This is a genomic window from Novosphingobium lentum NBRC 107847 (assembly GCF_001590965.1).
Lineage (GTDB): Bacteria > Pseudomonadota > Alphaproteobacteria > Sphingomonadales > Sphingomonadaceae > Novosphingobium > Novosphingobium lentum.
This window is the reverse complement of sequence record NZ_BCTW01000013.1, coordinates 56380-82637: the sequence shown is the minus strand read 5'-3', so window position 1 is coordinate 82637 and position 26258 is coordinate 56380. Positions and strand designations below refer to the sequence as shown.

The 26258-nt window shown below is 67.1% G+C and carries 18 protein-coding genes and 1 pseudogene; 11 read left to right on the top strand and 8 right to left on the bottom strand.

The genetic code is table 11. The features are described from left to right. The first annotated feature begins 308 nt into the window (after positions 1 to 308). From NL2_RS12920 to NL2_RS12900, 5 genes are all read left to right on the top strand, one after another. Positions 309 to 1694 (top strand): TIGR03013 family XrtA/PEP-CTERM system glycosyltransferase, encoded by a 1386-nt coding sequence (locus tag NL2_RS12920; RefSeq protein WP_068075897.1) that lies wholly within the window; start codon positions 309 to 311, stop codon positions 1692 to 1694. A 42-nt stretch (positions 1695 to 1736) separates the two neighbouring features. Beyond that, positions 1737 to 3875, top strand: coding sequence for an XrtA/PEP-CTERM system histidine kinase PrsK (prsK, locus tag NL2_RS12915; protein WP_068075895.1), 2139 nt, complete (start codon positions 1737 to 1739; stop codon positions 3873 to 3875). Then, positions 3875 to 5251 (top strand): PEP-CTERM-box response regulator transcription factor, encoded by a 1377-nt coding sequence (prsR, locus tag NL2_RS12910; RefSeq protein ID WP_068075894.1) that lies wholly within the window; start codon positions 3875 to 3877, stop codon positions 5249 to 5251. Before prsK ends, prsR begins: the two co-directional genes overlap by 1 nt. Beyond that, complete coding sequence (locus tag NL2_RS12905) at positions 5217 to 7109, top strand: tetratricopeptide repeat protein (RefSeq protein WP_157083162.1); 1893 nt, start codon at positions 5217 to 5219, stop codon at positions 7107 to 7109. Before prsR ends, NL2_RS12905 begins: the two co-directional genes overlap by 35 nt. An 85-nt stretch (positions 7110 to 7194) precedes the next feature. Then, positions 7195 to 8268: a CaiB/BaiF CoA transferase family protein gene (locus tag NL2_RS12900; RefSeq protein ID WP_068075892.1), complete on the top strand. Its 1074-nt coding sequence runs from the start codon at positions 7195 to 7197 to the stop codon at positions 8266 to 8268. A gap of 107 nt (positions 8269 to 8375) precedes the next feature. On the opposite strand, the gene NL2_RS12895 is transcribed toward NL2_RS12900, so the two are convergent. Further along, positions 8376 to 9413, bottom strand: a complete 1038-nt coding sequence (locus NL2_RS12895) for a DUF475 domain-containing protein (RefSeq protein WP_068075890.1) — start codon at positions 9411 to 9413, stop codon at positions 8376 to 8378. Between the two features lie 238 nt (positions 9414 to 9651). Beyond that, positions 9652 to 10521: a 3-methyl-2-oxobutanoate hydroxymethyltransferase gene (gene panB, locus NL2_RS12890; RefSeq protein WP_068075886.1), complete on the bottom strand. Its 870-nt coding sequence runs from the start codon at positions 10519 to 10521 to the stop codon at positions 9652 to 9654. Positions 10522 to 10765: 244 nt separating this feature from the next. Between panB and NL2_RS12885 the strand changes: the two genes are divergently transcribed. Next, positions 10766 to 12352: an amino acid permease gene (locus NL2_RS12885; RefSeq protein WP_068075883.1), complete on the top strand. Its 1587-nt coding sequence runs from the start codon at positions 10766 to 10768 to the stop codon at positions 12350 to 12352. A 78-nt stretch (positions 12353 to 12430) separates the two neighbouring features. On the opposite strand, the gene NL2_RS12880 is transcribed toward NL2_RS12885, so the two are convergent. The 3 genes from NL2_RS12880 to NL2_RS12870 form a co-directional block, all read right to left on the bottom strand. After that, positions 12431 to 12913, bottom strand: coding sequence for a pyridoxamine 5'-phosphate oxidase family protein (locus tag NL2_RS12880; protein ID WP_068075879.1), 483 nt, complete (start codon positions 12911 to 12913; stop codon positions 12431 to 12433). A gap of 240 nt (positions 12914 to 13153) precedes the next feature. Continuing rightward, positions 13154 to 14086: an alpha/beta fold hydrolase gene (locus NL2_RS12875; RefSeq protein WP_068075876.1), complete on the bottom strand. Its 933-nt coding sequence runs from the start codon at positions 14084 to 14086 to the stop codon at positions 13154 to 13156. A 128-nt stretch (positions 14087 to 14214) separates the two neighbouring features. Further along, entirely contained in the window at positions 14215 to 16926 is a 2712-nt protein-coding gene (locus tag NL2_RS12870; RefSeq protein ID WP_068075874.1) for a coiled-coil domain-containing protein, read from the bottom strand. A 71-nt stretch (positions 16927 to 16997) separates the two neighbouring features. Here NL2_RS12870 and NL2_RS12865 point away from each other — a divergent pair, with 71 nt between their 5' ends. From NL2_RS12865 to NL2_RS12850, 4 genes are all read left to right on the top strand, one after another. Beyond that, entirely contained in the window at positions 16998 to 17306 is a 309-nt protein-coding gene (locus tag NL2_RS12865; protein ID WP_068075873.1) for a hypothetical protein, read from the top strand. 115 nt (positions 17307 to 17421) lie between these two features. Next, a complete protein-coding gene (locus tag NL2_RS12860) occupies positions 17422 to 18660 on the top strand; it encodes a hypothetical protein (RefSeq protein ID WP_245647679.1) in 1239 nt (412 codons plus the stop codon). A 19-nt stretch (positions 18661 to 18679) separates the two neighbouring features. Then, positions 18680 to 19639 (top strand): hypothetical protein, encoded by a 960-nt coding sequence (locus NL2_RS12855; protein WP_068075870.1) that lies wholly within the window; start codon positions 18680 to 18682, stop codon positions 19637 to 19639. Position 19640: 1 nt separating this feature from the next. After that, positions 19641 to 21002 (top strand): ATP-binding protein, encoded by a 1362-nt coding sequence (locus tag NL2_RS12850; RefSeq protein ID WP_068075868.1) that lies wholly within the window; start codon positions 19641 to 19643, stop codon positions 21000 to 21002. Between the two features lie 12 nt (positions 21003 to 21014). Here NL2_RS12850 and NL2_RS12845 read toward each other — a convergent pair whose 3' ends face one another. From NL2_RS12845 to gltX, 3 genes are all read right to left on the bottom strand, one after another. Next, a complete protein-coding gene (locus NL2_RS12845; protein ID WP_068075866.1) occupies positions 21015 to 21209 on the bottom strand; it encodes a hypothetical protein in 195 nt (64 codons plus the stop codon). Positions 21210 to 21274: 65 nt separating this feature from the next. Beyond that, complete coding sequence (locus NL2_RS12840) at positions 21275 to 22561, bottom strand: citrate synthase (protein ID WP_068075864.1); 1287 nt, start codon at positions 22559 to 22561, stop codon at positions 21275 to 21277. 48 nt (positions 22562 to 22609) lie between these two features. After that, positions 22610 to 24103: a glutamate--tRNA ligase gene (gltX, locus tag NL2_RS12835; RefSeq protein WP_068075862.1), complete on the bottom strand. Its 1494-nt coding sequence runs from the start codon at positions 24101 to 24103 to the stop codon at positions 22610 to 22612. Here gltX and NL2_RS21640 point away from each other — a divergent pair. After that, positions 24016 to 25824: pseudogene (locus tag NL2_RS21640) on the top strand (ComEC/Rec2 family competence protein); the annotation flags it as partial. The gene gltX and the pseudogene NL2_RS21640 sit on opposite strands and share 88 nt — an antisense overlap. Positions 25825 to 26258: the final 434 nt, after the last annotated feature.

The window sequence follows — 26258 nt, the reverse complement described above, 5'->3', positions numbered from 1 at the left end:
GACAGGGTCGGGCGCGGCTGGCCAGCGTTGTGTGCCCCGTTCCGGTCATTGTTGGGACCACATCGCAGCGGATTGGCTCACCCCGATCTGCCGTGCGCCGGGTGTGCCACCCAACCCGTCGAAGCGCGCCGCCCTGTAAAAAAGACCGACAAAGCGCCCGGCGGCGATGGCTCTGTTCCGCGCTTTTGCGTGTTTTGGTAGCAAAAATAGTTTGCGGGGCGCTGTCAAGGTAACCGACATTTTACCCCTTGGCCCTAGGCCGGTCAGGCAAAGCTCCGACACGGGGCGTCACATCTGCCGTGGAGGCCATGGTCAGGCTTTTCAAACACTACATCCCGCATGCCGTGCTGCTGCTGGGCCTGTTCGATTTCGTCCTGCTGATGCTGGCAGGAGAAGTGGGCTGGGTTCTCCGCGCGCACCAGATCGGGATGGACGTGGGCCCCGTCACGGAGCGCTGGACTCCGCTGGTCATCTTCGCCGGGCTGAACCAGGTCGCGATGATCGCGGTCGGCGTCTACGGATCGGATGCACTGCGATCGATGCGTTATGCGATGGCGCGGCTGCTGGTGGCGATCAGCCTGGGCATCATCGCGCTGTCGGTGGTGTACTTCCTGTTGCCGGGCCGCACGCTGTGGCGATCCAACCTGTTCTACGCGATGTTCCTGTCGCTGGGGATGCTGTTTGCCATCCGCCTGCTGCTGAGCGGGATCATCGGCACCGCCGCCTTCCGCCGCCGCGTGCTGGTGCTGGGCGCCGGTCTGCGCGCCGACCGCCTGCGCAAGCTGGGTGAGCGGCCCGAAGCGGGCTTTGCCATCGTCGGCTACATCGGGATGAGCGACAGCGTCCATGTGGTCGAGGAAGCGATCAACCGCTCGGCGCTGCACAACCTCACCCGGTTTGTGGAAAACCTGGGGGTGAGCGAAGTGGTGCTGGCGCTGGAGGAGCGGCGCAATGCGCTGCCGCTGAAAGACCTGCTGCGGATCAAGACCACCGGGGTCCACGTCAACGATTTTTCCACGTTCATGGAGCGCGAGACGGGTCGGGTCGATCTCGATACCGTCAACCCCAGCTGGCTGATCTTCTCCGACGGGTTTTCGTCGGGCCGGATGCTGTCGAGCGCCGCCAAGCGCGTGTTCGATATAGCGGTCAGCTCGCTGCTGCTGGCGGCGACGCTGCCGGTGATCGTGCTGTTCGCCATCCTGGTGAAGCTCGACAGCCGGGGCCCCGCGTTCTTCCGCCAGACCCGCGTCGGGCTGTTCGGCCAGAACTTTGACGTCATCAAGCTGCGTTCGATGCGCACCGATGCCGAAGCGGCAGGCGCGCAGTGGGCCTCAAAGAATGACCCACGCGTCACGCGTGTCGGCCGGTTCATCCGCAAGGTGCGGATCGACGAACTGCCGCAGGCATGGAGCGTGCTGAAAGGCCAGATGAGCTTCGTCGGCCCGCGCCCGGAACGCCCCGAATTCGTGGCGGAACTCGAAGAACACCTGCCGTTCTACGCTGAACGCCACATGGTGAAGCCTGGCATCACCGGCTGGGCGCAGATCAACTACCCTTATGGCGCGTCGATCGAGGATTCGCGGCACAAGCTGGAATACGATCTGTACTATGCCAAGAATTATACGCCGTTCCTGGACCTGCTGATCCTGCTTCAGACCTTGCGTGTCGTGCTGTGGCACGAAGGCGCGCGGTAGGGCCGTCAACCGCATGACCGCCATCCCCACGACAGCCAGCTTATGACAGGCAATCCCTTCACCTGGGACGGCTTTGGCCAGTGGACCCATCTGGGCGGTGCGTTTTCGTGCGTGCTGCTGGCGGTGTGGATGTGGCAGCGCGAGCGTCGCGACGGGATCGGCGGCCATGCCAAGGTGCTGGCGCTGGCGATCAGCGCGGCGTGGCTGCTGGTGGTCAGCGTCATGGGCGCGATGAGCGGGCCGGCGCAGCTGTTCGAGACGTTGCGCAACCTGGCCTGGCTGGCCACGATCTATCAGCTGTTCGCGCGCGATGGCCGCCACGAGAGCATGCGCCCGGTGCGCCCGGTGCTGGCGGCGCTGGTGTTCGTGGAGCTGATGCAGCCGGTGCTGTTGTTCCTGACGATGCGGTTCGGCAGCCTGCCCGGCGCCGCCTACATGATTTTCCACTTGTCGGTGATGTTCCGGCTGCTGGTGGTGACCGGCGCGCTGGTGCTGGTCCACAATCTGTATGCAGGGACGATGCCCGCGTTGCGCGGCGGCTTGCGCTGGACGTGCGTCGCGCTGGCGCTGCTGTGGGGCTATGACCTCAACTATTACACCGTCGGCTATCTCGACAACGTCGTCCCGCGTGAGCTTTCGGCGTTGCGCGGGTTGGCGGCGATCGCGTTTTCGGGGCTGCTGGCGGCGGGATCGTTGCGCGGCCGCGCCGACATGCGGTTTTCGCCGTCGCGCACGGTGGCATTCCAGTCGCTCTCGCTGCTGGTGATCGGGCTGTACCTGATCGTGATGGTCGGCGCCGCGGAATCGCTGTCATGGATGGGCGGCGATGTCGGGCAGCTGACCCAGCTCGGCTTTGCTTTTGCCATGACGGTGCTGTGCCTGCTGGCGCTGCCTTCGGGGCGGCTGCGCAGCTGGCTCAAGGTGACGGTGTCCAAGCATTTCTTCCAGCACCGCTATGACTACCGGTCCGAATGGCAGCGGTTCACCCGCACCATCGGACGCGGCGGGACCAGCGCGTTGCCGTTGCACGAACGCGTGGTCCAGGCCGTGGCCGACATCACCGACAGTAGCAGCGGCCTGTTGCTGGTCACGGCCGATCGCGGCGAGCTGGTGCTGGCCTCGCGCTGGCAATGGCGCACGATCGACGTGCCGGCCGAAGCCATGCCGCCGCAGGCCGCCACGTATTTCGAGCGCGACGGCTTCATCGTCGATCTGGACGAGCTGCGCGCAGGCACCGACCACCGGGGCGAGACCGCCATCGTCCCGCGCTGGCTGGTGGACGATGACAGCGCGTGGGCGCTGGTGCCGCTGTTGCATTTCGATCGGCTGGTCGGACTGGTGGTGCTCGGCCGCCCGGCGGTGGCGCGCAAGCTCGACTGGGAGGATTTCGACCTGCTGCGCGTGGTCGGGCAGCAGTTGGCGAGTTATCTGGCGGAACATGCCGGGCAGGTCGCGCTGCTCGAGGCGAGCCGGTTCGACGAGTTCAACCGCCGCATCGCGTTCGTGATGCACGATATCAAGAACCTTGCCAGCCAGCTCAGCCTGCTGTCGCGCAACGCCGAACGCCACGCCGACAATCCGGCCTTCCGCAGCGATATGCTGGTCACGCTGCACAGCGCGGCGGACAAGCTGAACACGCTGCTGGCACGGCTGTCCCGCTATGGATCGAGCGCGGTCGCGCGGTTCGAACAGATCGATCCATCCGAAGTCGCGCGGTCGGTGGCGACGCGCTACGTCGGGCCGGAAGGTCCGCAGGTTTATGTCACCGACCGCCCGGATTGCGCGATCGTCGCGCATCGCGAGACACTGGAACAAGTGCTGATGCACCTGATCCAGAACGCGATCGACGCCAGCCAAAACGGCATGCCGGTGATCGTCACGATCGGCGCCGACGGCCTGCACGGCTGCATCGAGGTCATCGACACCGGCTGCGGGATGAGCGCCGAGTTCGTGCGCAACAAACTGTTCAAGCCGTTCGTATCGACCAAGCCCGGCGGGTTCGGCATCGGCGCGTTCGAAGCGCGCGAGCTGGTCAAGGCGATGCGCGGCCGGCTCGACGTGGAAAGCCGCGAAGGGCTGGGCAGCCGCTTCGTCGTGCGGCTGCCGCTGGTCGTCGCCGCTGACCTGCTCGAAACCATCGGCGGCCCCCATGGCCACTCCGCCTCGCAGAAAGTAGCCTGATGACCGACGCCAAACCCGACCGCATGCCCCGGCTGCTGATCGTCGAGGACGATCCGGGGCTGCAGGCCCAGCTGAAATGGGTCTATGAGGATTTCGAGGTCCACATCGCCGGCGACCGGGCCAGCGCGCTGGCGCTGCTGCGTTCCGAGGCACCCGAAGTGGTCACGCTCGACCTTGGCCTGCCGCCGGACCCCGACGGCACCAGCGAAGGCTTTGCCGTGCTCGACGAGATCATGGCGCTGAAGCCCGACACCAAGGTGATCGTCGCCAGCGGCCACGGCGCGCGCGAAAGTGCGCAGCGGGCGATCGCGCAGGGCGCCTACGATTTCTATCAGAAGCCGGTCGATATCGATGCGCTGGGGCTGATCGTGCGGCGCGCGCTGCATCTCCACCGGCTGGAGGCGGAAAACCGTGCGCTCGCCGAAAAGAGCGGCCGCGACAACCGCGTGCTGGGGTCGTTGCTGACCTCCGCGCCCGAAATGGTGCGCGTGGCGCGCACGATCGAACGCGTGGCCAACACCAACGTCTCGGTCATGCTGCTGGGCGCGAGTGGCACCGGCAAGGAACTGCTGGCGCGCGGCGTGCACGAGGCGTCGCGCCGCGCGCAAGGATCGTTCGTGGCGATCAACTGCGCCGCGATCCCGGAAAACCTGCTCGAAAGCGAGTTGTTCGGGCACGAAAAGGGCGCGTTCACCGGCGCGGTCAAGATGACCGAAGGCAAGATCGAAATGGCCGACGGCGGCACGCTGTTCCTCGACGAAGTGGGCGACATCCCGCTGCAGTTGCAGGTCAAACTGCTGCGCTTCCTGCAGGAACGCACGATCGAGCGCATCGGCGGTCGCCGCTCGATCGCGGTCGATACGCGCATCGTCTGCGCGACGCACCAGAACCTGGAAGCGATGATCGCCGACGGGCGGTTCCGCGAGGACCTGTTCTATCGCCTGGCCGAAATCGTCGTGAAGATCCCCAGCCTGGCCGAACGCCCGGGCGACCCGACCTTGCTGGCCAAGGCGTTCCTGACCAAGTTCTCCAAGGAAATGAACCCCCAGGTTCAGGGCTTTGCGCCCGATGCGCTGGCGGCGATCGACGCGTGGAACTGGCCGGGCAACGTCCGCGAGCTGGAAAACCGGGTGAAGCGCGCGGTCATCATGGCCGACGGCAAGCTGATTGCCGCCACCGATCTCGACCTCGCCGCGCCCGACACGGCGCAGGACAACCCGCTCAACCTCAAGAGCGCGCGCGAAAGTGCCGATCGCCGGGTCATCCGGCACGCGCTGGCGCGCAGCGAGGGCAACATTTCTGGCACCGCGCGGTTGCTCGGGATCAGTCGGCCGACGTTGTATGACCTGCTCAAGCAATACGACCTCAATAGCTAGGCCCGCGCCCGCGCGGCGGCTTGCAGCGGGGCTGCTCGCGGTCATCGGCCTGCTGGCGCTGGCCGTGCCCGCCGTGGCCAGCGGTGACGGTCGAGCACTGGTCGAGCCGGCCCGCGCCGCCGCGCGCAGTGCGGTGGCGCGCGGCGATGGCGTGACCGCCGAAGTGCGCCTGCGCGAAGCCATCCGGCAGGGCGCTCCCGCCGATGCCGTGCGGGCGCAGCTGGCCGAGGCGATGTTGCTGCAAGGCGATCGCCGGGAAGCGCGCAAGGTACTGGATAGCGGCGCGTTCACGCCCGACTCTGCCGCGCTGGGATGGCGCACACGCGGCCAGCTCGAACTGGTCGAAGGCAACCTGAACGGCGCGGCGGCGGCCTTCGACCAGTCGGTGCGGCTGAACCCGCGCGATGGCATGCTGTGGGTGCTGGTCGCGCGGATGCGTTTCGTCAGCGGGCAGCAGGCGGGCGCGGATTGGGCGGCGGACCAGGCGCTCGCGGTCGATCCGGCCAACGTGCGCGCGCTCGAGATGAAAGGCCTGATGGTGCGCGAGCGCTATGGCCTTGCCGCCTCGCTACCGTGGTTCGAAGCCGGGCTGAAGCGCGCATCAAGCGATCGGTCGCTGCTGGGCGAATATGCCGCGACGCTGGGCGATCTGGGGCGCTATCGGGCGATGCTGACCGTCTGTCGCAAACTGGAAGAGGTCGATCCCGGCAACCCGCGCGGCTATCTGCTGCAGGCGGTACTGGCGGCGCGCGCCGGCAAGACCGCGCTGGCGCGCGCGATCATGCTCAAGACCGGGACCAAGCTGCGCGATGTGCCGGCGGCGATCCTGCTCAACGGCGTGCTGGAATACCGCGCCGGCAACATCAACCTTGCGGTCGAACAGTTCGACCGGCTGCTGCGCTTCCAGCCCGACAATTCGCAGGCGCAGGCCATGCTCGCACGCGCGCTGGCGCGTCAGGGCAATGACGAACAGGTGGTCGAGCGGTTCGAGGACATTGCCCGGCGGCCCGGCGCATCGCCCTACATCACGGCGCTGGTCGCGCGGTCGCTGGAGGAAAGCGGTGAGCGCGATCGCGCCGCGCCGTTCCTGCAGCGCGCGGTGCTGGGCGCCGATGCGCCGTTCGTGCCGCTGTCCGTGGCTTCGCCGGTGGACGTGCTGGCGGCGCAATACAACGACAACCCCAGATCCGCCGATACGGTGGTGCCGTATGTGCGCGGGCTGCTGGCCGCCGGGCAGGGCGCGGGGGCGCTGACCGTCGCCGCCAGGTTCCGCACCAGCAATCCCGGTTCCGCCGAAACCTGGCTGATCGAGGGTGACGTGCGTCTGATGGGCGGCGATGCCAACGGGGCGCTGGGCGATTACGCACGCGCCGCGTCGATCCGCCTGACCGAGCCGGTGCTGCGGCGGCTGGTGGCGACGATGCGCGCGACCGGGCAGGATGAGTCGGCCGACCGGGCGTTGGCGGCGTACATCAACCAGAACCCCAATTCGGTGCAGGCCGCGCGCATGCTCGGCGATGCGTATGCCCGCACCGGCGACTGGGCGCGGGCGAACGAGATGCTGTCCGCGCTGCGCATTCGTCGGCAGGGTGGCGCGACGCTGCTGGCCGATCTGGCCATCGTCCAGCTGCGGTCGGGCGATGCGGCGGGCGCGCAGCGCGACGCGGCGGCGGCCTATACCGCCCAACCGGCCAGTCCGCGCACGAGCCGGGCCTATGCCATGATCCTGCGCGCGCAGGACGGTTCCAGCAATCTGGCCGGCGAACTGTTCGCCAAGTCCGCCATGCTGGCCGCGCCGGTCCAGCACCTTGCGACGGCGCGCAGCATCGCGGACCCGAGCGGCGCGGACGCCGACTGACCCGCCCGCATTTTGCTCGACACCACGCCCCGGTCGCGGCAAAGCCCGGTTCAATCGATCGGTTAAATTGCAAGGGGCGGGGATTATGGCGGGTGTGCTCGAAGGGCTGACGGTGATCGAACTTGCCGGGATCGGGCCGGGGCCGTTCGCGTGCATGATGCTGGCCGATCATGGCGCGCGGGTCATCCGGATCGAGCGTCCGGGCAAGCGCCCGCCTGCAGGCGACGCCGGCAACCGCGATATCCTCAACCGCAACCGCACGCTGATCACGCTCGACATGAAGGACCCCGCATCGGTCGCACGCGTGCGCGAACTGGTGAAGGACGCCGATGCGCTGGTCGAAGGCTATCGCCCCGGGGTTATGGAGCGGCTGGGGCTGGGGCCCGAGGTGCTGCTCGCCGACAACCCCCGGCTGGTCTACGGCCGCATGACCGGGTGGGGCCAGGACGGCCCGATGGCGCCGCGTGCCGGCCACGATATCAACTACATCTCGCTCACCGGCGCGCTGCACAGCTATGGCCAGGCGGGGCAAAAGCCGGCGTTTCCGGTCAACGCGGTCGGCGATTTCGGTGGCGGCGGCATGCTGATGGCGTTCGGCGTGGTCGCGGCCATGCTGTCGGCGCAGCGCACGGGCAAGGGCCAGGTGGTCGACTGCGCGATGGTTGATGGCGCGGCGATCCTGTCGGCGATGACCTACACCTATTTCGGCAGCGGCATGTGGCAGGACGAGCGCGGGGTCAACCTGCTCGACGGCGGCGCGCACTTCTATGACACGTACGAAACATCGGACGGAAAGTGGATCTCGATCGGATCGATCGAGCCGCAGTTCTATGCGCTGCTGCTGGAGAAGACCGGGTTGAAGGACGATCCGGCGTTCGCGCCCGAAGTGCAGATGGACCGGGCGCGCTGGCCCGATCTCAAAGTGCGCATCGCAGAACTGTTCCTGACCAAGACGCGCGGCGAATGGTGCGCGATCATGGACGGGTTCGACATCTGTTTCGCCCCGGTGCTCAGCCTGGCCGAAGCGCCGAAGCACCCGCACATGGTCGCTCGGGGAACGTTCGTGGAAACCGAAGGGCTGGTCATGCCCGCCCCCGCGCCACGGTTCAGCGGCACGCCGGCGGCGGCTCCGCGGCTGACGGGTGTGCGGCTGGACTGAAGTTTTCGTCGTCCCGGACTTGATCCGGGACCGCTGGCCGCATCGCCGCTACGTTCGGATGATCTTGCCGGCGGTCCCGGATCAAGTCCGGGACGACGTGTAACCCCTCAGCCCTCGCGCCGTTTGTACCGCACCGACCACGCCAGCGAGAGCGCGATCAGCACGCCGCCGATCAGCCCGGTGACGGTTTCCGAAATCTCGAAGCGCGCCGACGCCAGCATGATCCCGCCCAGCACGATGATCGCCCAGAACGCGCCGTGTTCAAGGTAGCGGTATTCGCCCAGCGTGCCCTTTTCGACCATCATGATCGTCATCGATCGCACGAACATCGCACCGATCGACAGGCCCAGCGCGATCACCAGCATGTTGTTCGACAAGGCGAACGCGCCGATCACGCCGTCGAAACTGAACGAAGCGTCGAGCACATTGAGGTAGATGAACCCGCCAAGCCCGGCGCGCGCGACTTCGCCTGCAACGGCACGGGTGGCCGCCTCCTTCGATTCCAGCATGGTGCCGATGCCATCAACCACTACGAACGAGACGAGCCCGAAGATCGCCGCGATCACGAACCGCATCGCCACGTCCTGCGGCAGCAGCGACGCCACGCCCAGCACTGCCAGCAGCACCAGCGCCATCTCGAGCGCGCTGATCGATGAAAAGCGCGAGAGGAACCGCTCGACCAGTCCGATCCAGTGCACGTCCTTGTCGCTGTCGAAGAAGAACTTGAGCCCGACCATCGCTAGGAACGCGCCGCCGAACCCGGCAATGCCGATATGCGCGCCGCTGACGATCTTTTCATATTCCTGCGGTTGTTCCAGCGACAGGCGCAGCGCCTCGACCGGACCGATCCCGGCGGCGATCGCCACGATTCCCAGCGGAAACACGATGCGCATGCCGAACACCGCGATCACCATGCCCCAGGTGAGAAAACGCTTCTGCCACACCGGCGTCATCTTCTCGAGCACGGCGGCATTGACCACCGCGTTGTCGAACGACAGCGATATCTCCAGCACCGCCAGCACGATCACCACCCACAGCACTTCGAACAGCCCGGCGAGGGTATGCGTGCGCAGCCACCCGACCAAGGCGGCCAGCACCAGGCAGACCAGCGTGAAAATGATCGATCCGCGAAACTGCTGAAGCACCTGGAGTCCTGACTGGTTTTGCCACCGATCTGCAGATCGATAACTTCGTTTTTATCCGTCCGTCCTGAGCTTGTCGAAGGATTGCACCTCACTTCCGCGTCGGCAGAAAAGGACAGTCCTTCGACAAGCTCAGGATGGGCGGGATTGGGGAGAGCCGCATTGTCGCAGACGCGTGAATTGGTAACGACAACGCAGACCCGGACCGGAGCGGTTCGGGTCTGTCTACGATGATCCAGAATCACTTGGGCTGGTAAGTCTGCTCCACACCCGGAAAGCTGCGGTCACGCACTTCACGGGCATATGTCGCGGCGGCCTCGGCGATCGTTTCGGCGATGTTTTCATAGACTTTGACGAAGCGCGGTACGCGTTCGAACATGCCGAGCATGTCTTCGGTCACCAGCACCTGCCCGTCGCACTGCGCCGATGCGCCGATGCCGATGGTGGGGCAGGGCACCGCTGCGGTGATCTCGACCGCGATCGGTTCGACCACGCCCTCGATGACGATGGCGAACGCGCCGGCCTCTGCCAGCGCGCGCGCGTCGCCGACGATCTTGGCCGCTTCGGCCCTGGTCCGCCCGCGCGCATTATAACCGCCGAGCTGGTTGACCGCCTGCGGGGTCAGCCCGACATGGCCCATCACCGGGATGCCGCGCCGGGTCAGGAAGGCCACGGTTTCGGCCATCGCCTCTCCGCCTTCCAGCTTCACAGCGGCGCATCCGGTTTCCTTGAGCAGCCGCGCCGCGTTGGTGAAAGCCTGTTCGGGCGAGGCTTCGTAGCTGCCGAACGGCATGTCGACGATCACCACCGCGTGGTAGCTGCCGCGCACCACCGCCGCCCCGTGCGCTGCCATCATGTCGAGCGTGACCGGAACGCTCGATGGCAGGCCGTAGATCACCTGCCCCAGCGAATCTCCCACCAGCAGCAGGTCGCAGTGCGCATCGAGCAGTTGCGCCTGCCGGGCGGTGTAGGCGGTCAGCATCACGATCGGCTCTTTGGTCACGCCATCCTTCTTGCGCTGGCGGATCGCCGGCACGGTCAGCCGCTTCATCGGCGCCGGGGTGGGGTTGGCGCGACTGGTCGCGGTATCGAGCTGGAAGGTCGTGGACATGGCCGGGGGTTTTAGAGGTTCATCCGGGCCGCGCAAGCATTGCGACCGTGGCCCGAACGACACCTGACCGCACCCGACCGATACCGAGGCAAGGGCTGCCATGCGCTGGGACTCGCGCAAGGCTGGGGAAAAAGGCCTTGCGCCAAGTCTGCTTGGCGCTAGCTTCGGCGGTTACAAGCTGGTTACCGGAGCAACCTTTTTGGTGGGGGTCGCCCAGGCGCTCCGGTCCTGGCAGGAGAAATACATGTTCGGTCGCGTCAAACCGCTCGATGCCATTCTGGCGACAGCCGAGAAGAAATCGCTGCATCGATCGCTCGGCGCATTCCAGCTTACCATGCTGGGGGTGGGCGCGATCATCGGCACGGGCATCTTCGTGCTGACCGCCGAAGCGGCGCAAAAGGCCGGGCCGGGCATGATGATCAGCTTTATCATCGCCGGCTTCGTCTGCGCGGTGGCCGCCTTGTGCTACGCTGAAATGAGCTCGATGGTCCCGGTTTCGGGTTCCGCCTACACTTACAGCTACGCCGTGATGGGCGAGATGCTGGCGTGGATGGTCGGCTGGGCGCTGGTGCTGGAATATGCCGTGGCGGCGGGCGCGGTTTCGGTTGGCTGGTCGGGCTATTTCGTGGGCCTGTTGCGAGAGTATCTGGGCGTTTCGCTGCCCTCCACGATCGTCAACGCCGATGCGCTGATCGCGCACATCAAGGTGGCGTTCGGTGCCGAGCAGAGCGACGCCATCGTCACGGCCATGGCGGCCGGCGGCTATATCAACCTGCCCGCCGCGATCATCGCGCTGCTGGTCACCTGGCTGCTGGTGATCGGCACCAAGGAAAGCGCGTACATCAACGCGATCCTGGTGATGATCAAGATCACCGCGCTGACCGTGTTCGTGATTCTGGCGTTGCCGGTGATGCAATCGCACAACTTCCATCCATTCGCGCCGTTGGGCTTCAAGGGTATTTCGGCGGCGGCCGCCTCGATCTTCTTCGCCTATGTCGGGTTCGACGCGGTTTCGACCGCAGCCGAGGAAACCAAGAACCCGCAACGCAACATGCCGATCGGCCTGATCGGCAGCCTTGCGATCTGCACCGTGTTCTATATCCTGGTCGCCGCCGGAGTCATCGGCTCGGTCGGGGCACAGCCGCTGATTGACGGCACCGGCCACGGCCTCGCGCCGGGCAGTACCGAGCTGGTTGCCGCCTGCTCGACCATCCAGAACCAGGCCGTCGTCTGTTCGAAGGAAGCGCTGGCCTGGACCATGCGCGAGATCGGCTGGCGCCAGATCGGCAACCTGATCGGCCTCGCCGCCGGTCTGGCGCTGCCTTCGGTGGTGCTGATGATGATGTTCGGCCAGACGCGCATCTTCTTCGTGATGAGCCGCGACGGTCTGCTTCCCGAAGTGCTGAGCCGGGTCCACCCGCGCTACAATACGCCGTACGTGGTCACGATCATCACCGGCATCTTCGTGGCGATTTTCGCCGCGCTGTTCCCGGTGGGCGCGCTGGCGGACATTTCGAACTCGGGCACACTGTTCGCCTTTGCGATGGTCGCCATCGCGGTGGTGGTCCTGCGCAAGACCGATCCCAACCGCACGCGCCCGTTCCGCACCCCGGCAGTGATGATCGTCGCGCCGGTGGCGGTGCTGGGCTGCCTCTACCTGTTCTTCAGCCTGTCGTGGTACACGCTGGAACTGTTCGCCGGCTGGGCGATCCTGGGGCTGGCCGTCTACTTCCTCTACAGCAAGAGCCACAGCCACGTCGGTCGCGGGTTGGTGGAGGTCCATGAAACCGATGCGGACATTCCGCCGTCGTCGGTCCCTCCGATCCCTTGAGCCGCTTGCCCATGACGTAGAAAAGGGCCGCTTCCCGAAATGGGGAGCGGCCCTCTTCGTTGTCGTGTCGTGAAATGCTTACAGCGCAGTCTCGACGTACTGGCCCGAGGCATCCTCGCGCACGCTCATGCCCAGTGCCATCTTGGCGGTGGCGAGCAGGCCCATGTCGCCCGACCAGATCGAGGCGTCGCCCAGATCCATGCGCAGGAACAGCAGGTTGGGGTCGGTCTTGCCGCCGGGATACCAGGCCTCGACGAAGTTGTTCCACTGCTTGTCGAGCCGGGCGCGGTCGGTTTCCTCGACCAGCGTGCCGGCAAAGCGCGCAAACACGTCGTGGCCCTTGCTCTCGAAGTTGGCGGTCGCCGCGCCGCCGCTGGCATAACGCCCGTCCTTGCTGGTGAAGAACCAGATCGCGCTGTCGGCATCCTTGTCGAGCTGCGCGGTCATCGGCGCGGCGGAATCGGGATCATGGTCGAGTTGCAGCATGACGAACGGCGAATGCGTCATCGCCTTCCAGAACTTTTCTTTCATTTCTGCGGGTTGGCCGTCGGAATATTTCATGGCGAATTGCCCTTTGTATGAACGGGAGAGATGTTCGACCAACGGGGCGGGGCAGGGGTTGTTCCCTGCCGGGTGCGGCGTTGTCTGGTGGTTTACTCCAAAGCGCTGCTCACACTCGGCCCCGCTCATGTCGCGCGAGTCGAGACAGGTCCGCGCGCTATCGACATGCACAACGTCCCTCAACTTCGCTCGGGATGAGCGGATGATGGGAAGGTCATCGCTCAGACCCATGGCGACGTGTCAGATCATCGACGCAGACGTGGCCATCGTTTCGCGCGTCACTTCATCGACGATGTCCTGCCGATCGGCCTGCGTTGCATCGTCCAGCCCGCTGAACACGCTGCGATCATCTCCACCGATGAACGCCAGCAGGTCGCGGGTCAGGCGTTCTGTCTGCGTGGCGAACACGCCGTGCGGTTCGCCCGGATATTCGATCAGCGTGGCCTGTTGCACCGTCTTGACCACTTCACGCGCGGTGGCGTCGATCGGGACGGTCTTGTCCGACGTGCCGTGAATGATCAGCGTGGGCACGGTAAAACTTGCCAGATCGGGCCGGAAATCGGTGGTGGCAAACGCCTTGGCGGCGGCCAGCGTCGGGCGCAGACCAGCTTGCATCGCCGTGGCCCACGACAGCTGCAGCACTTCGTCGCTGACCGGGCTGGACAGCATGCCCACGCCGTAGAAGTCCTTGAAGAAGCCGGTCATGAATCTGGCGCGATCGGTCAGCATGCCCTCGGTCATCTGGTCGAACGTCGCTTGCGGCACGCCATGGGGATTGTCGTCGGTCTGGAGCATGTAAGGCACCACCGAGGATACCAGCGCCACGCGCGCCACGCCCTTCCCGCCGTGGCGCGACATGTACCGCGCGATCTCGCCGCCACCCATCGAGAAGCCGACGAGGCTGACGTCGCGCGTAGCACCCATGGCCGCCATGACGTCGGCCAGATCATCGGCGAAGGTATCGTAGTCATATCCGCCCGACGGCTGGTCGGACCGGCCGAAGCCCCGGCGGTCATAAGCGATCGCCTTGAAGCCATCCTCGGCCAGCGCGTGGGTGATGGGGTCCCAGCTGTCGCCCGACAGCGGCCAGCCGTGGATGAGCACGACGGGCGGGCCGTCACCCCAGGTCTTGGCATAAAGCCGCATCCCGTCGCGGGCTTCGATCATCGGCATGGCTGATACTCCGTTGCAGCTTCGTAAGTGCAATGGCGCAAGCGATGGACGGTTCCGGCAATTCGGCATGCCGGGACAAGGGGATACGGCAACGCGGCCAGCGGAGCGCCGGCCCGACCGGCGCGCGGTCAGGCGCGCAGGCGCTCGATCCCTTGGGCCAGCACGACATAGAGCTTGCCCATGTCCGACGACAGCAGCGTGACCCCCAGCGCATTGCCGTCGCGCGTCGACAGCAGCTGGCGCAGCATCGCCTCGAAATCGTGGATGTAGCGGTTCACGTTCAAGCGGAAATCCTCGTCGCTGTCGTAGTGTTGCGCCACGATCCGCGCTTCGCCGCTTTCCAGCAGGCTCACCGCGCGGCGCGTGAAGATGCCGCGATCGCCGCGCAAGTACGAAGCCCAGGCGGTTTCGGAAACGTCGCTGGAGAGCGCGCGGGCAATGTCGATCGCGGTCGATTTCAGCGATTCGGTGATCAGCGCGGCGCGCCGGGCGAAATCGTTGTCGACGCGGTCTTCGGCGCGTTCGCGCGCGCGATCGACGCGGTTTTCCAGATTGCCGGCCAGTTCGTCGACTTTGGCCAGTTGGTCGCGCAGTTGCACCGTGGTGTCGCGCCCGGCTTCGGCCGCGCGATCGATCGCTTCCTCCAGCCGCAGCACCAGCTCCGCGCCACGACCCTGCAGCACTTTGGCGATGGCCGCGCTGCTGTGATCGCCCAGCTGGCTGGCGATGGCCTCGATCTCGCTGGCGGTGCCATGGCGCAGGCTGGCGCCGACGTTTTCCACCGCGCCCGAAAGCTGGGCAATCGCACCGGCAAGGCTCGCCTGGATGTCTCCTGCCAGCTGCTCGCTCTGGCTGCGGGCGGCGGCGAGCGTTTCGCGCAACGCCGCGAGCTGGTTTTGCTGGTCCTGCGTGCGCGCGGTGAATTCGCCGTGGAGCGAGCCCACGTCGGCCAGCGCCCCGGCCATGTCGTTGCGCGAGGCGAGAACGTGTTCCGACAGCGCATGTCCGCGCTCGCCGGCATCCTTCAGCGTGTCGCGCAACATGAACACGCGGTCTTCGATGCCCCGCAGGCCGCCTTCGGCTTCCTTCACGGCTTCGGGCAGCTTGATCCGGGTATGGTCGCTGCTGGCCTGGATCAGTTCGAGCAGCCGCACGGCCGAATCGGTCAGGTCGGCGACTTGGCCGTCGGTTCCGGCCAGCGCCTCGCCGCTCTCGACCAGGCGGGAATTGAGCATGGCCATCGCCCGGTCCACGGCTGCGGCGGTGGCCGCGCCCTGTTCGCCCGAGGCGCGCAACACGGCGGAGAACGCGTTCACCCGCTCGCTCAGCGCCTCGAACCGCGTGGCCAGCGCATCGGCCTGTTCGGTCTGGTGCGTGCGCTGCTGTGCGATCAGGCGATCGAGTTCGCCCAGCCGCTGAGTCATCGTATCGGACGCGGACACGCCCGTGGCGGTCATCGCCTGGTGGCGTTGCGTGATCGCGCGGTCCACCGCGTCCAGTCGCTCCGTCAGCAACCGGTCCTGCTCCCCGGCGGCATCTTCGGCGGTCTGGCGGCGGGTGGCAAATTCCTCGTCGATCCGGCGCAGATGGTCGTCCAGCGTCGAACCGATCCCGCGCGCCGCCTGCTCGAAGGCGCCGAGCCGGGTTGAGGCGGCAGCGATCGCCATCTCGTGGTCGGTCGCAAAGCCCTCCAGCGCGTGGCGCAGCGTTTCGCGATGCGATGCCGCGCGTTCGGTCCACGCGTTAAGCGCCTCGCTCTCACCGCCGGCAATGGCGCGGGCGATGGAATTGCTTTCCTCGCGCAGCGCGACAAGCCGCGCGCGCAGCGCTTCGTAGGCGCTGTTTTCGCCCGCTTCGGTGCTTTCGCGGTGGGCTGCCAGCTCGCGCTCGAGCGAGGCGGAGCGGGTGCGGATTCCGGCCAGCGCGGCAATCTCGATCTGGTCAAGGTTCTGGCGGTGGGCTTCGCCTTCACTCGCCAAAGCGGCGAACCGCGCGGTGGTGATCGTGTCGAGCTGGTCGGCCTGAAGCGTAAATTCGGCCAGCGCCTCGTTCACCACGCCGCGCAGCGATTCGACCTGCCGCTCGCTGGCGACGCCGAATTCGTTGAGCCGGTGGAATCCGGTGACGAGGTCTTCCAGCTGCACGTGCGCGGTGCGTCCGGCGCTGGCGATGGTGTTGGTCACGTCGCGAACCGAATTGGCGATGACCGGCAGGTGCCCGCGCAGCTTTTCCATGTTGTCGAGCGCGTTGACCGACACGTCGCCGATGCTGGAAACTTGCGCTCCGTTGTCGACGATCAGCGCCTGCAGCCGATCCGCGCTGCCCGACAGGCGATCGACCGCGATGCGGCCCAGCGCTTCCAGATCACGGCCTTGCGCGGCGAGGAAGTCACGCGCGAGCGACAGTTCGGTGTTGACCGAGACCAGCCGCCGTTCGAGCGCTTCGGATTCCGCGCGCAGCGATTGTCCCGCATCGGCAAACCGGCCTGCTTCGCGGCGGCTGTTGCGCATCGCGACCAGCAGCGCGGTCAGGCACAGCAGGACCGGGACCGACCACTGGCCGATCCACTGGGCCCACACGGCTGGCGTCGCGCCCGCCTGCATCGCGCCAAGGTTCGCCCAGATGAAGAAGCCGGTCCACGCAGCGATGATGATGGCCACGCCAACCGGCGCCAGCCAGGCCAGCATGTCGCGCTGCGGGGTGGGCGATTCGTCGTCCCACGATTCGTCTTCGGGTCGCAACAGCAGCGGAGCGTCCGCCGCAAAGGCGCGCAAATCCTCGACCGCCGCGTTGTCCGGCTGGCCGGGCTCGATCGGAATGATCCGTGGTCCCCCATTCATGCAGGCACACTACCACGGCAACGGCGATTGTTTAAACCCCACCTTAACCTTCCTGGTCTAGCCCGTGCGATATGGCGTATGAAGGCGAAGCCCTGGACGCAAATCTCGCGGCAGCCGCCGGCAACGATGCCGCGCTGTTCCGGGAATTGCGCGGAGCATTTATCGAAAGCGCGGAACGTCAGCTCGATCTGATGCGCCGCGCGCGATGCGACGGAAACTGGCAGGTCGCGGCGATGCGGCTGAAAGGGCTGGCGGCCAGCTTCCATGCCGAAAAGTTGATCGGGCTGGCCGACGAAGCGCTGTCCGGTGTCCCCGGCGAACCGGGCGTGACCCGCCGCATCGAGCACTTCCTGCTGGACCTGATCCCGCCCGACGCCTGACTGCGACCGGCCCGAACCGCCACCAGCGGATCGGCTCCACGCGCTTTACCGGTAACCCGCGATTGCGCCCGCCCCATCGGCGGCCTATCGACGGCCCGCGTGCAGGAGAACGGGTTTGCGGGTCGCGCTGTTATCGCTGGTGGATCCGGCTTCGGGAGAATCGACCGAACCGCACGGCTACCTGCCGATCTGCGGCCGCTCCATCGCGCGCCATCAACTGGGGCTGGCACTGGCGCTGGGATGCACCCGGATCCTGTGCGCGGCCGAAGCGCTGACCGGGGAACTGGTGTCGCTCCAGCACGCTGCCGAGGCGCGCGGCGCGCAGTTCCATGTGCTGTCCTCGCCGCAGAAGATCTCGGCGCTGGTGGGGGCCGATGACGATCTGTTCGTGTTCGCCGACGGGCTGCTCGCGCTGCCCGACGATGCGCTGGCGCTGCTGGCGGACAAGCAGGGCGTGCTGACCTTCCCGGTCGAGGCCGGGCTGGCCGCGGGTTTCGAACGGATCGACCTCAACAGTTCGGACGCGGGCGCGATGCGCCTGCCGGGGCGGATCGCGGCGCAGTTTGCCGAACTTCCCGGCGACTGGAACCCGTTTTCGGCGCTGCTGCGGCTCGCGGTGCAGGGCGGGGTCGCCCAGCGCGGCGTGCCGGTCGCGCTGCTGGGCCAGGGCCGCTGGCAGGTGCTGCGCAGCGAAGCGGATGCCCATGCCGCCGAACCGGCGTGGCTGCGGCTGCATGCCGCCACGGGGCAAAGCCGCACGCCGGGCGAGCTGCTGGCGGCGTGGCTGGTGCTGCATCTGGGGCCATCGCTGCTCCATGCCGGAACCCGGCCGTGGCTGGTGGCGGCGGCGGCGGTCACGGTGTCGCTGCTCGGCTTCGGCGCGGGCTGGCTGTGGTCACCGACAGCGGGCTTCGCGGTGATCGGCGTGGGCTGGACGCTGTATCGCGGCGCCGCGATCCTCACGCGGATCGAGCGCGATTCACTGGTCGGCGGACGCGGTGGCGGGCTGGCCGATGGCGCGTTCCTGCTGCTGGTCGACGGATTGCTGGTGTGGCTGGCCGCGTGGCGCAGCGCTTCGCCGACGACACCCGACCTGCCCTGGACGATCACGTTTTTTCCGCCGGTCGTGCTGCTGCTGCTGCTGCGCCTGCTGCCGCTGGTGATGGCCGACAAAGCCCGGATCGCGTGGCTCGGCGATCGCCTGCTGCTGGGCTGGACACTGGCGCTGGCGAGCTTCCTGTTGCCGTTCGACATGGTGTTGCGGGCCTCGATCATTCTCATTCTGGCGCTGGCGCTGATGCTGGCGATGGGCATCCTGCGCGTTCCTAACCCGCCCTTAACCAACGACGGCTAGACCGGCGATCATGGCACAAATGGCATATTCGAATGCAGGCCCGGGCGCGATCGAGGACTTGCTGGGCGAGGAGCTGGCCGTCGCGGACCGCGCGCAGGCCAACACCGGCCCGATCCTGCGGCACCTGCTGGCCAATGACGACCAGTCGGTGTTCAGCGACGAGATCATCGCGCGCGTGCGCGGGATGATGATGGATCTGGCGCGGCAACTGATCGTTGCGCTCGCCGAAGTCGCCGGACATGAGGAACCGCAGGCCTGGGCGCACGAAGCGAGCGAGGATCTGGGCACGGCCTTCCTCGGCGTCCCCGCGCTGCTGGCCCACGCCCATGCGCTGGCGCTGGAATGGCACGTCGCGGAACGCCTGCACGTCAGGCTGGCGCTCGATCCGGTGCTGTCACCGCTGCTGCAGACGATGATCGCGTCGCAGGATCCCGCCACGGCCGCCTCGGCGATGAAGCTGCTGGCAGCGCAGGCCCGGTTCGGCCAGTCGGTCCGGCGGATGCAGTTGCCGCTGAACGAACTGCCCGGCGATCTGTTTCACATCGTCATGCTGACGATGCGGTCCTACCTTGGCGATACCCCCGATGCCGATGCGCAGGCACACCAGGCCGAACTGGCGCTGCGTGCGCGGCAGGACGGCCGCAACAGCCGGATCGCGCTGATGGACGGGCTGATTCGCGGCATGGGCGGCCAGGCTGAAGGCGCGCTGGCGATCGACAATGCGGGCGTCAGCCTGTTCGCCACCGGCCTGGCGATCGGCTCGGGCCTCGACCGTGACACCGCCGTGTTCGCGATGACCGAAAGCCAGCTTGCCCGGCTCGTGCTCGCGCTGTCGGCCAGCGGGCTGAAGTCCGAGGCCATCACCGCGCAGTTCGTAACGCTCCACCCCGAGATCACCTTGCCGAAGGGGCTCGAACACTTGCGGGCCGATCGCGCGGCTGCGCTGCTTGCCCGGTTCGGCGAGGCGCTGGCGCACTGACATGACGCTTGCCGCCGGTCCGATCCGCGCGCGCTGCGACAGCGACGATCGCCTGCTCGAAGCCGACGAGCCGCTGGCCGGGCTGCAACGGCGCAGCGGCGGCGATTTTCCGGGCACCATCGCCATTCCGGCGCTGCTGGCACTGGTGCGCAGCGCCCGGGGCCGGACGGCGCCGCTGTCGCGCATGATCGTGGCGATCGACGATGGCCAGCCGATCACGGTGTGGGCCTCGGTGCAGGCCAGCGATACCGGCAGCGTGATCGAACTGAGCCACTGGCGCGCCGCCAGCCCGGCCGACGCCGACGAACCCGCCAACGCGGAAGAGGACCTTGTCCGCCACATTGCCGAAGGCCACGCGCTGGTCGATGCGGAACAGCGTGTGCTGGCGATCGCAGCGGTCGCGCCCGACCTGCAGCCGCTGGCCACCGCGCTGGGCGCCATCGCCGGCGCGCGCTGGACCGACTATGTCAGTTTCGGCACCAGCTTGCGCCAGCCCGCGCACTGGCGCCTGCTGGATGATACGCCGGTTTCGATCGAGGGTTCGGGCCGGACCTGGCGCGTCAGGTTGTTTCCGCACGGCACCGCGCAGGACCGAACCGCGGCGTTCGACCTCTATTTCGTGCCCGACTCGATCGAACGGCTGCCCGAACCGCCCAAGCCGGCGATCAGCCCGGCCACGGGAGCCGACGCAGCACCGGCAGGCCTGCTGGGCGCGCAACTCGCGCCGGCGCTGCGGCTGCCGATCAACCGGATCATCGCCAACGCCGAGACCATCCGCACGCGGCTGGCCGGGCCGCTGGCCGAACAATACGCCAGTTACGCAGCCGACATCGCCAATGCCGGGCGCCACCTGCTCGATCTGGTGGAAGACATCGCCGATCTCGACGTGATCGAGGCCGGGACTTTCGCGACCGCGCCCGACGCGATCGATCTGGCCGACTGCTGCCGCCGCGCAGCGGGGCTGCTGGCGGTTCGCGCCAGTGCCCGCCGGATCACGCTGACCACGCCTGCAGACCCGGTGCCGGCGACCGGGGAGTTCCGGCGCGTGCTGCAGGTGTTGATCAACCTGATCGCCAACGCCATCAACTATGGGCCGGAAGATTCGACGGTGAGGTTGAGCGCGGGTCGCGGCGGGGCCTTTGCCTGGGCCGCGATCGAGGACGAGGGCAAGGGCATCGATGCCGATCAGGCCGAGCGGGTGTTCGGCAAGTTCGAGCGGCTGGGCCGCAGCGGCGACGGCGGCAGCGGGCTGGGCCTGTACATCTCACGCCGACTGGCGCGGGCCATGGGCGGCGATCTCATCGTGGAGCGTGCAAGCACCGGCGGCGCCCGCTTCGTATTGCGCCTGCCCGGGCGGGATTAAAGCCTTCGGGCGTTAACCCGGCCTGCGCCGCGCAAAATACAGCAGCGCCAGTCCAACCAGCAACAGCACGACCCCGTTGATGGCCCATTGCTTTTGCGCCAGCATGAAGCTGGACGCCGGCCACATCACCACGCCGGTGCCCTGGCCGATCCACAGTGCGCCCATCAGGACCGCGGCGACGCCGACTATCATAAGCAAAGTCCGCATCGCCGCTCTCCTGGTTTTGTTTTCCGCCAAGGCGCAGTGTGCGCCCTGACTTGACGTCTTGAAATTCAGCGCTTGTCGATCGCGAGGTAATCGCGCTCTGCCGAACCGGTGTAAAGCTGGCGCGGGCGACCGATCTTCTGGCCTGGATCGGAGATCATTTCGTTCCATTGCGCGACCCAGCCCACCGTGCGCGCCAGCGCGAACAGCGCGGTGAACATCGTGGTCGGGAAGCCGATCGCCGAAAGGATCACGCCCGAGTAGAAATCGACGTTGGGGAACAGCTTCTTCTCGATGAAATACGGATCGTTGAGCGCCATTTCCTCAAGCCGCATCGCCACCTCGAACACCGGATCGGTGACCTTGAGCGCGTCGAACACCTCGCGCACGGTCTTCTGCATCACCGTCGCGCGGGGATCGTAGTTCTTGTAAACGCGGTGGCCGAAACCCATCAGGCGGAACGGATCGTTCTTGTCCTTCGCCCGCTCGATATAGTGCGGGATCCGGTCGGGCGTGCCGATTTCCTGAAGCATGTTGAGCGCGGCTTCGTTCGCGCCGCCGTGCGCCGGACCCCACAGGCAGGCAATGCCGGCCGCGATGCAGGCGAACGGGTTGGCACCCGAAGACCCGGCCAGACGCACCGTGGACGTCGATGCGTTCTGTTCGTGATCGGCGTGGAGGATGAAGATGCGGTCCATCGCCTTTTCCACCGCCGGATGCACTTCATAGGGTTCCGCCGGCACGCCGAAGGTCATGCGCAGGAAGTTGCCGGTGTAGGACAGGCTGTTGTCGGGATAGAGGAACGGCTGGCCGATCGAGTACTTGTAGGCGGCTGCCGCGATCGTGGGCATCTTGGCGATCAGCCGGTGCGAGCTGATCTTGCGGTGCGTGGGATCCGCAATATCGGTCGAATCGTGGTAGAATGCGGACAGTGCGCCGACCACGCCGCACATGATCGCCATCGGGTGCGCGTCGCGACGGAAGCCGCGATAGAACTGCATCAGCTGTTCGTGCAGCATGGTGTGACGGCTGATCGTGCGGCTGAAATCGCTCAGTTCCGGCGTCGACGGCAGTTCGCCGTTCAGCAACAGGTAGCTGACTTCCATGAAGCTCGAATGTTCGGCCAGCTGGCCGATGGGATAGCCGCGATGCAGCAGCACGCCTTCGTCGCCATCGATGTAGGTGATCGCCGAATCGCAGCTCGCCGTAGAAGTGAAGCCGGGATCGTATGTGAACATCCCCGATTCGCCGTACATCTTGCGAATGTCGATAACGTCGGGACCGATCGTGCCGCTGCGCACGGGCATGGTGATGTCCTTGCCGTCCGCCTTCAGAATCGCCTGATTGTCGCCCACCGTAAACCCTCCTGTAAAATGCCAGTTAGCGTCGCCGATCTGCCCGGTTCACATCGCCTGATCGCGGATACGACCAAGCGATTCGTCCTTGCCGAGCAGGCACAGCACGTCGAAAATTCCGGGCGAGGTAGCCTGTCCCGTAAGCGCTGCGCGCAGCGGCTGGGCAAGCTTGCCCAGGCCGACCCCCAGCTCCTCTGCCATTGCTTTAAGACTGGCTTCGAGACTGTCGGTTGTCCAGCGATTTTCCGCTTCGAACCGGGCGAGAATGCGCGCGAGCATGGATCGTGCATCGGCGGTCATCAGCGTGGTGGCTTTTTCGTCCAGCGACAGCGGCCGTTTGGCGAACAGGAAGCCCGCCCCGCCGGCCAGTTCGTCAAGATCGGCGGCGCGAACCTTGAGCACCGGCATCGCGCGCTCGAGCAGCGCCAGCCCGCTTTCCGCCTCGAATTGCGGGCTCAGCGCCGCCAGCCGTGGCGCCACCAGCGCGGCCAGTCGCGCGTCGTCGGCTTCGCGGATATAGTGGCCGTTGAGGTTCTGCAGCTTCTTGATGTCGAATCGCGACGGCGACTTGCCCACGCCGGCCAGATCGAACAGCGAGACGGCCTCCTCGCGGGTGATCAGTTCGCGATCGCCAAAGCCCCAGCCCAGCCGCAGCAGGTAGTTGGACAGCGTTTCGGGCAGGATCCCCATCTCGTCGCGATAGGCTTCCACGCCCAGCGCGCCGTGCCGCTTGGACAGCTTGGCCCCGTCGGCGCCGTGGATCAGCGGGATGTGGGCATAGACCGGATCGGGCCAGCCGGGCGCACCGGTCGCCTTGGCGATCTCGTCCATCGCGCGGTAGATCGGCAACTGGCGAAACGCGTTGTTGAGGTGATCGTCGCCGCGGATCACATGGGTCACGCCCATGTCGTGATCGTCGACCACGACCGCCAGCATGTAGGTCGGCGAGCCATCGCCGCGCAGCAGGACATAGTCGTCAAGCTCGGCGTTGGCGACGGTGACCGGGCCCTGCACGCGGTCCTCGATCGTGGTCTCGCCGGTCAGCGGCGTGCGCAGGCGCACCACATACGGCGCTCCGGCAGGCGCCTCTGACGGATCGCGATCGCGCCAACGCCCGTCATAGCGCATCGGCTGCTTGTTTGCGCGCTGCTCGGCGCGCATCGCCTCGAGCTCCTCGGGCGTGGCGAAACACTTGTAGGCGTGGCCCGCGTCCAGCAGGGCGTGAGCGACCTCGACATGGCGATCGGCCTGCGCGCTCTGGAACACCGGCTCGGCATCCCAGTCGAGCCCCAGCCAGGCCAGACCGTCGATGATCGCGTCGATCGCGGGCTGGGTGGAGCGGGCCTTGTCGGTGTCTTCGATCCGCAGCAGCGCCTTGCCGCCGTGATGGCGGGCGAACAGCCAGTTGAACAACGCGGTGCGCGCGCCGCCGATGTGGAGGAACCCGGTGGGTGATGGCGCAAACCGCGTCACCACGGGAACTTCGCCGTCTGTCAGTCGTGCAGGCGATGCTGCAGAAACGGTTTCACTGGCGCTTGCCATGGACCGCGCGTTCCTTTCCTGTTGCCGTCATGGCGTCCGAGGCCGCAGCCCAACCTGCCGGGTCCCGCCCGGATGCCGATCCGGCCGCAGCGACTGGTCGCGCCGCCACCTCAGGCGGCTTTACAACAGCCCTTTTCGGCCTGATCGAACGCACCGGGCATTGGGGCAAACCGCCCCGCTTGTCCAGCGGGCTGGAGCGGTGCGACCGCTTCCTCGAAGACCGCGCATTCGAGCGGGCGCCATGGCTTGCGGTGGGGTTTGCGGGCGGCGTGGCGGCGTGGATCACACTGCCCGATCCCTGGCACTGGTGCGCCCTGCTGGCGATCTGCGGCGCGGTCGCGGCCGGCGCGGCGATGCTGCGCGCGGATGGCGATCTGCCGCATCTGCGCATGACGGTGATGGCCACCGCACTGATGGTCGCGGCGGGCTGCGCAACAATCTGGATCAAATCCGCGCTGGTCGGCACGCCCCCGCTGCCGCGCCCCGGCATCAGTTGGCTGGCCGGCACGATCATCACCCGTGACGATCAGGGCGCGCAGGAGCGTGTGCGCCTGCTGATCGAAGCGCGGATTGCCGGCCAGCCCGCGCCGATGCGCCTCCGCCTGAACATGCCGGACAAGCTCGACAGCGCGCTACTGGGCGAAGGCGCGATCGTGCGACTGCGGGCGCGCCTCATGCCGCCGGCGTCGCCGATGCTGCCGGGCGGATACGATTTTGCCCGGACCGCGTGGTTCGAGGGGCTGGGCGCAACCGGCACCGTGCTGTCGGCGCCGCAGGTGGTCCGCCCGGCCCGCGACGGCAGCCTGCTGCGGCGGTGGCAGGCGACGCTGTCCGCCCACGTCCGCGCCAACCTGTCGGGCACGCCGGGCACAATCGCCGCCGCGTTTGCCAGCGGTGATCGCGGATCGATCAGCAAGTCCGACGAAGCTGCGATGCGCGACGCCGGGCTCACCCACTTGCTGTCGGTGAGCGGGCTGCATGTCAGCGCGGTGATCGGCGGGGCCTACCTGCTGGCGATCCGGCTGCTCGCGCTGTGGCCGTGGCTGGCGTTGCGGGTGCGCCTGCCGCTGGTGGCGTCCGCGATGGGTGCGGGGGCGGGGTTGTTGTACACCTTGCTGACCGGCGCCGAGGTGCCGACGGTGCGGTCCTGCGTCGGTGCCTTGCTGGTGCTGGGTGCGCTGGCGCTGGGCCGCGATCCGCTGTCGCTGCGCCTGCTGGCGGTGGCGGCGCTGTTCGTGATGATCTTCTGGCCCGAAGCGGTGTTCGGGCCCAGCTTCCAGATGAGCTTCGCCTCGGTGCTGGCGATCGTGTCGCTGCACTCGGCCGCGCCGGTGCGCCGGTTTCTGGCCTTCCGGGAGGAAGCGCGATCGGTCCGTCTGGCCCGCCACGTGGTCATGTTGTTCGTGACCGGTGCGGTGATCGAGCTGGCGCTGATGCCGATCGGGCTGTTCCACTTTCGCCGCGCCGGGATCTACGGCCCGCTGACCAACGTGCTGGCGATCCCGCTGACCACGTTCGCCTCGATGCCGCTGATCGCGCTGGGGCTGGCGCTCGATCTGGTTGGTGCGGGCGGGCCGGCGTGGTGGCTGGCGGGCAAATCGCTCCAGCTGCTGCTGTGGCTGGCGCATTTCGCAGCGTCGCAGCCCGGCGCGGTGGTGCGGTTGCCCGGGCTGGGCGCAGGTGCATTCGCGCTGTTCATCGCCGGCAGCCTGTGGCTGGCACTGTGGACCGGACGCATCCGGCTGTGGGGCCTGTTGCCGGTCGTGATCGGCACCGCCAGCCTCGCGCTGCTGCGCACGCCCGACGTGCTGGTGTCGGGCGACGGCCTGCATGTCGGCATCACCGGCGAGGGGCCTGAACTGCTCGTCCTGCGGCAAGGGCGCAGCAGCTTCACCACCGACAACCTGCTCGAAACAGCGGGTATGAGCGGCGAGGTCCGCGCCATCGACGAATGGCCCGGCGCCGATTGCAATCCGGACTTGTGCCGCATCGCGATCACCCGGGGCGGCCGCCGTTTCGCGCTGTTGATGACCCGTGGCCGCGACCTGATCGACCGTGACTTGATCGAGCAGGCCTGCGCCGAAGCCGACATCGTCATTTCCGACCGCCGCCTGCCGCCGCGCTGCCATCCACGCCTGCTCAAGGCCGACCGCGC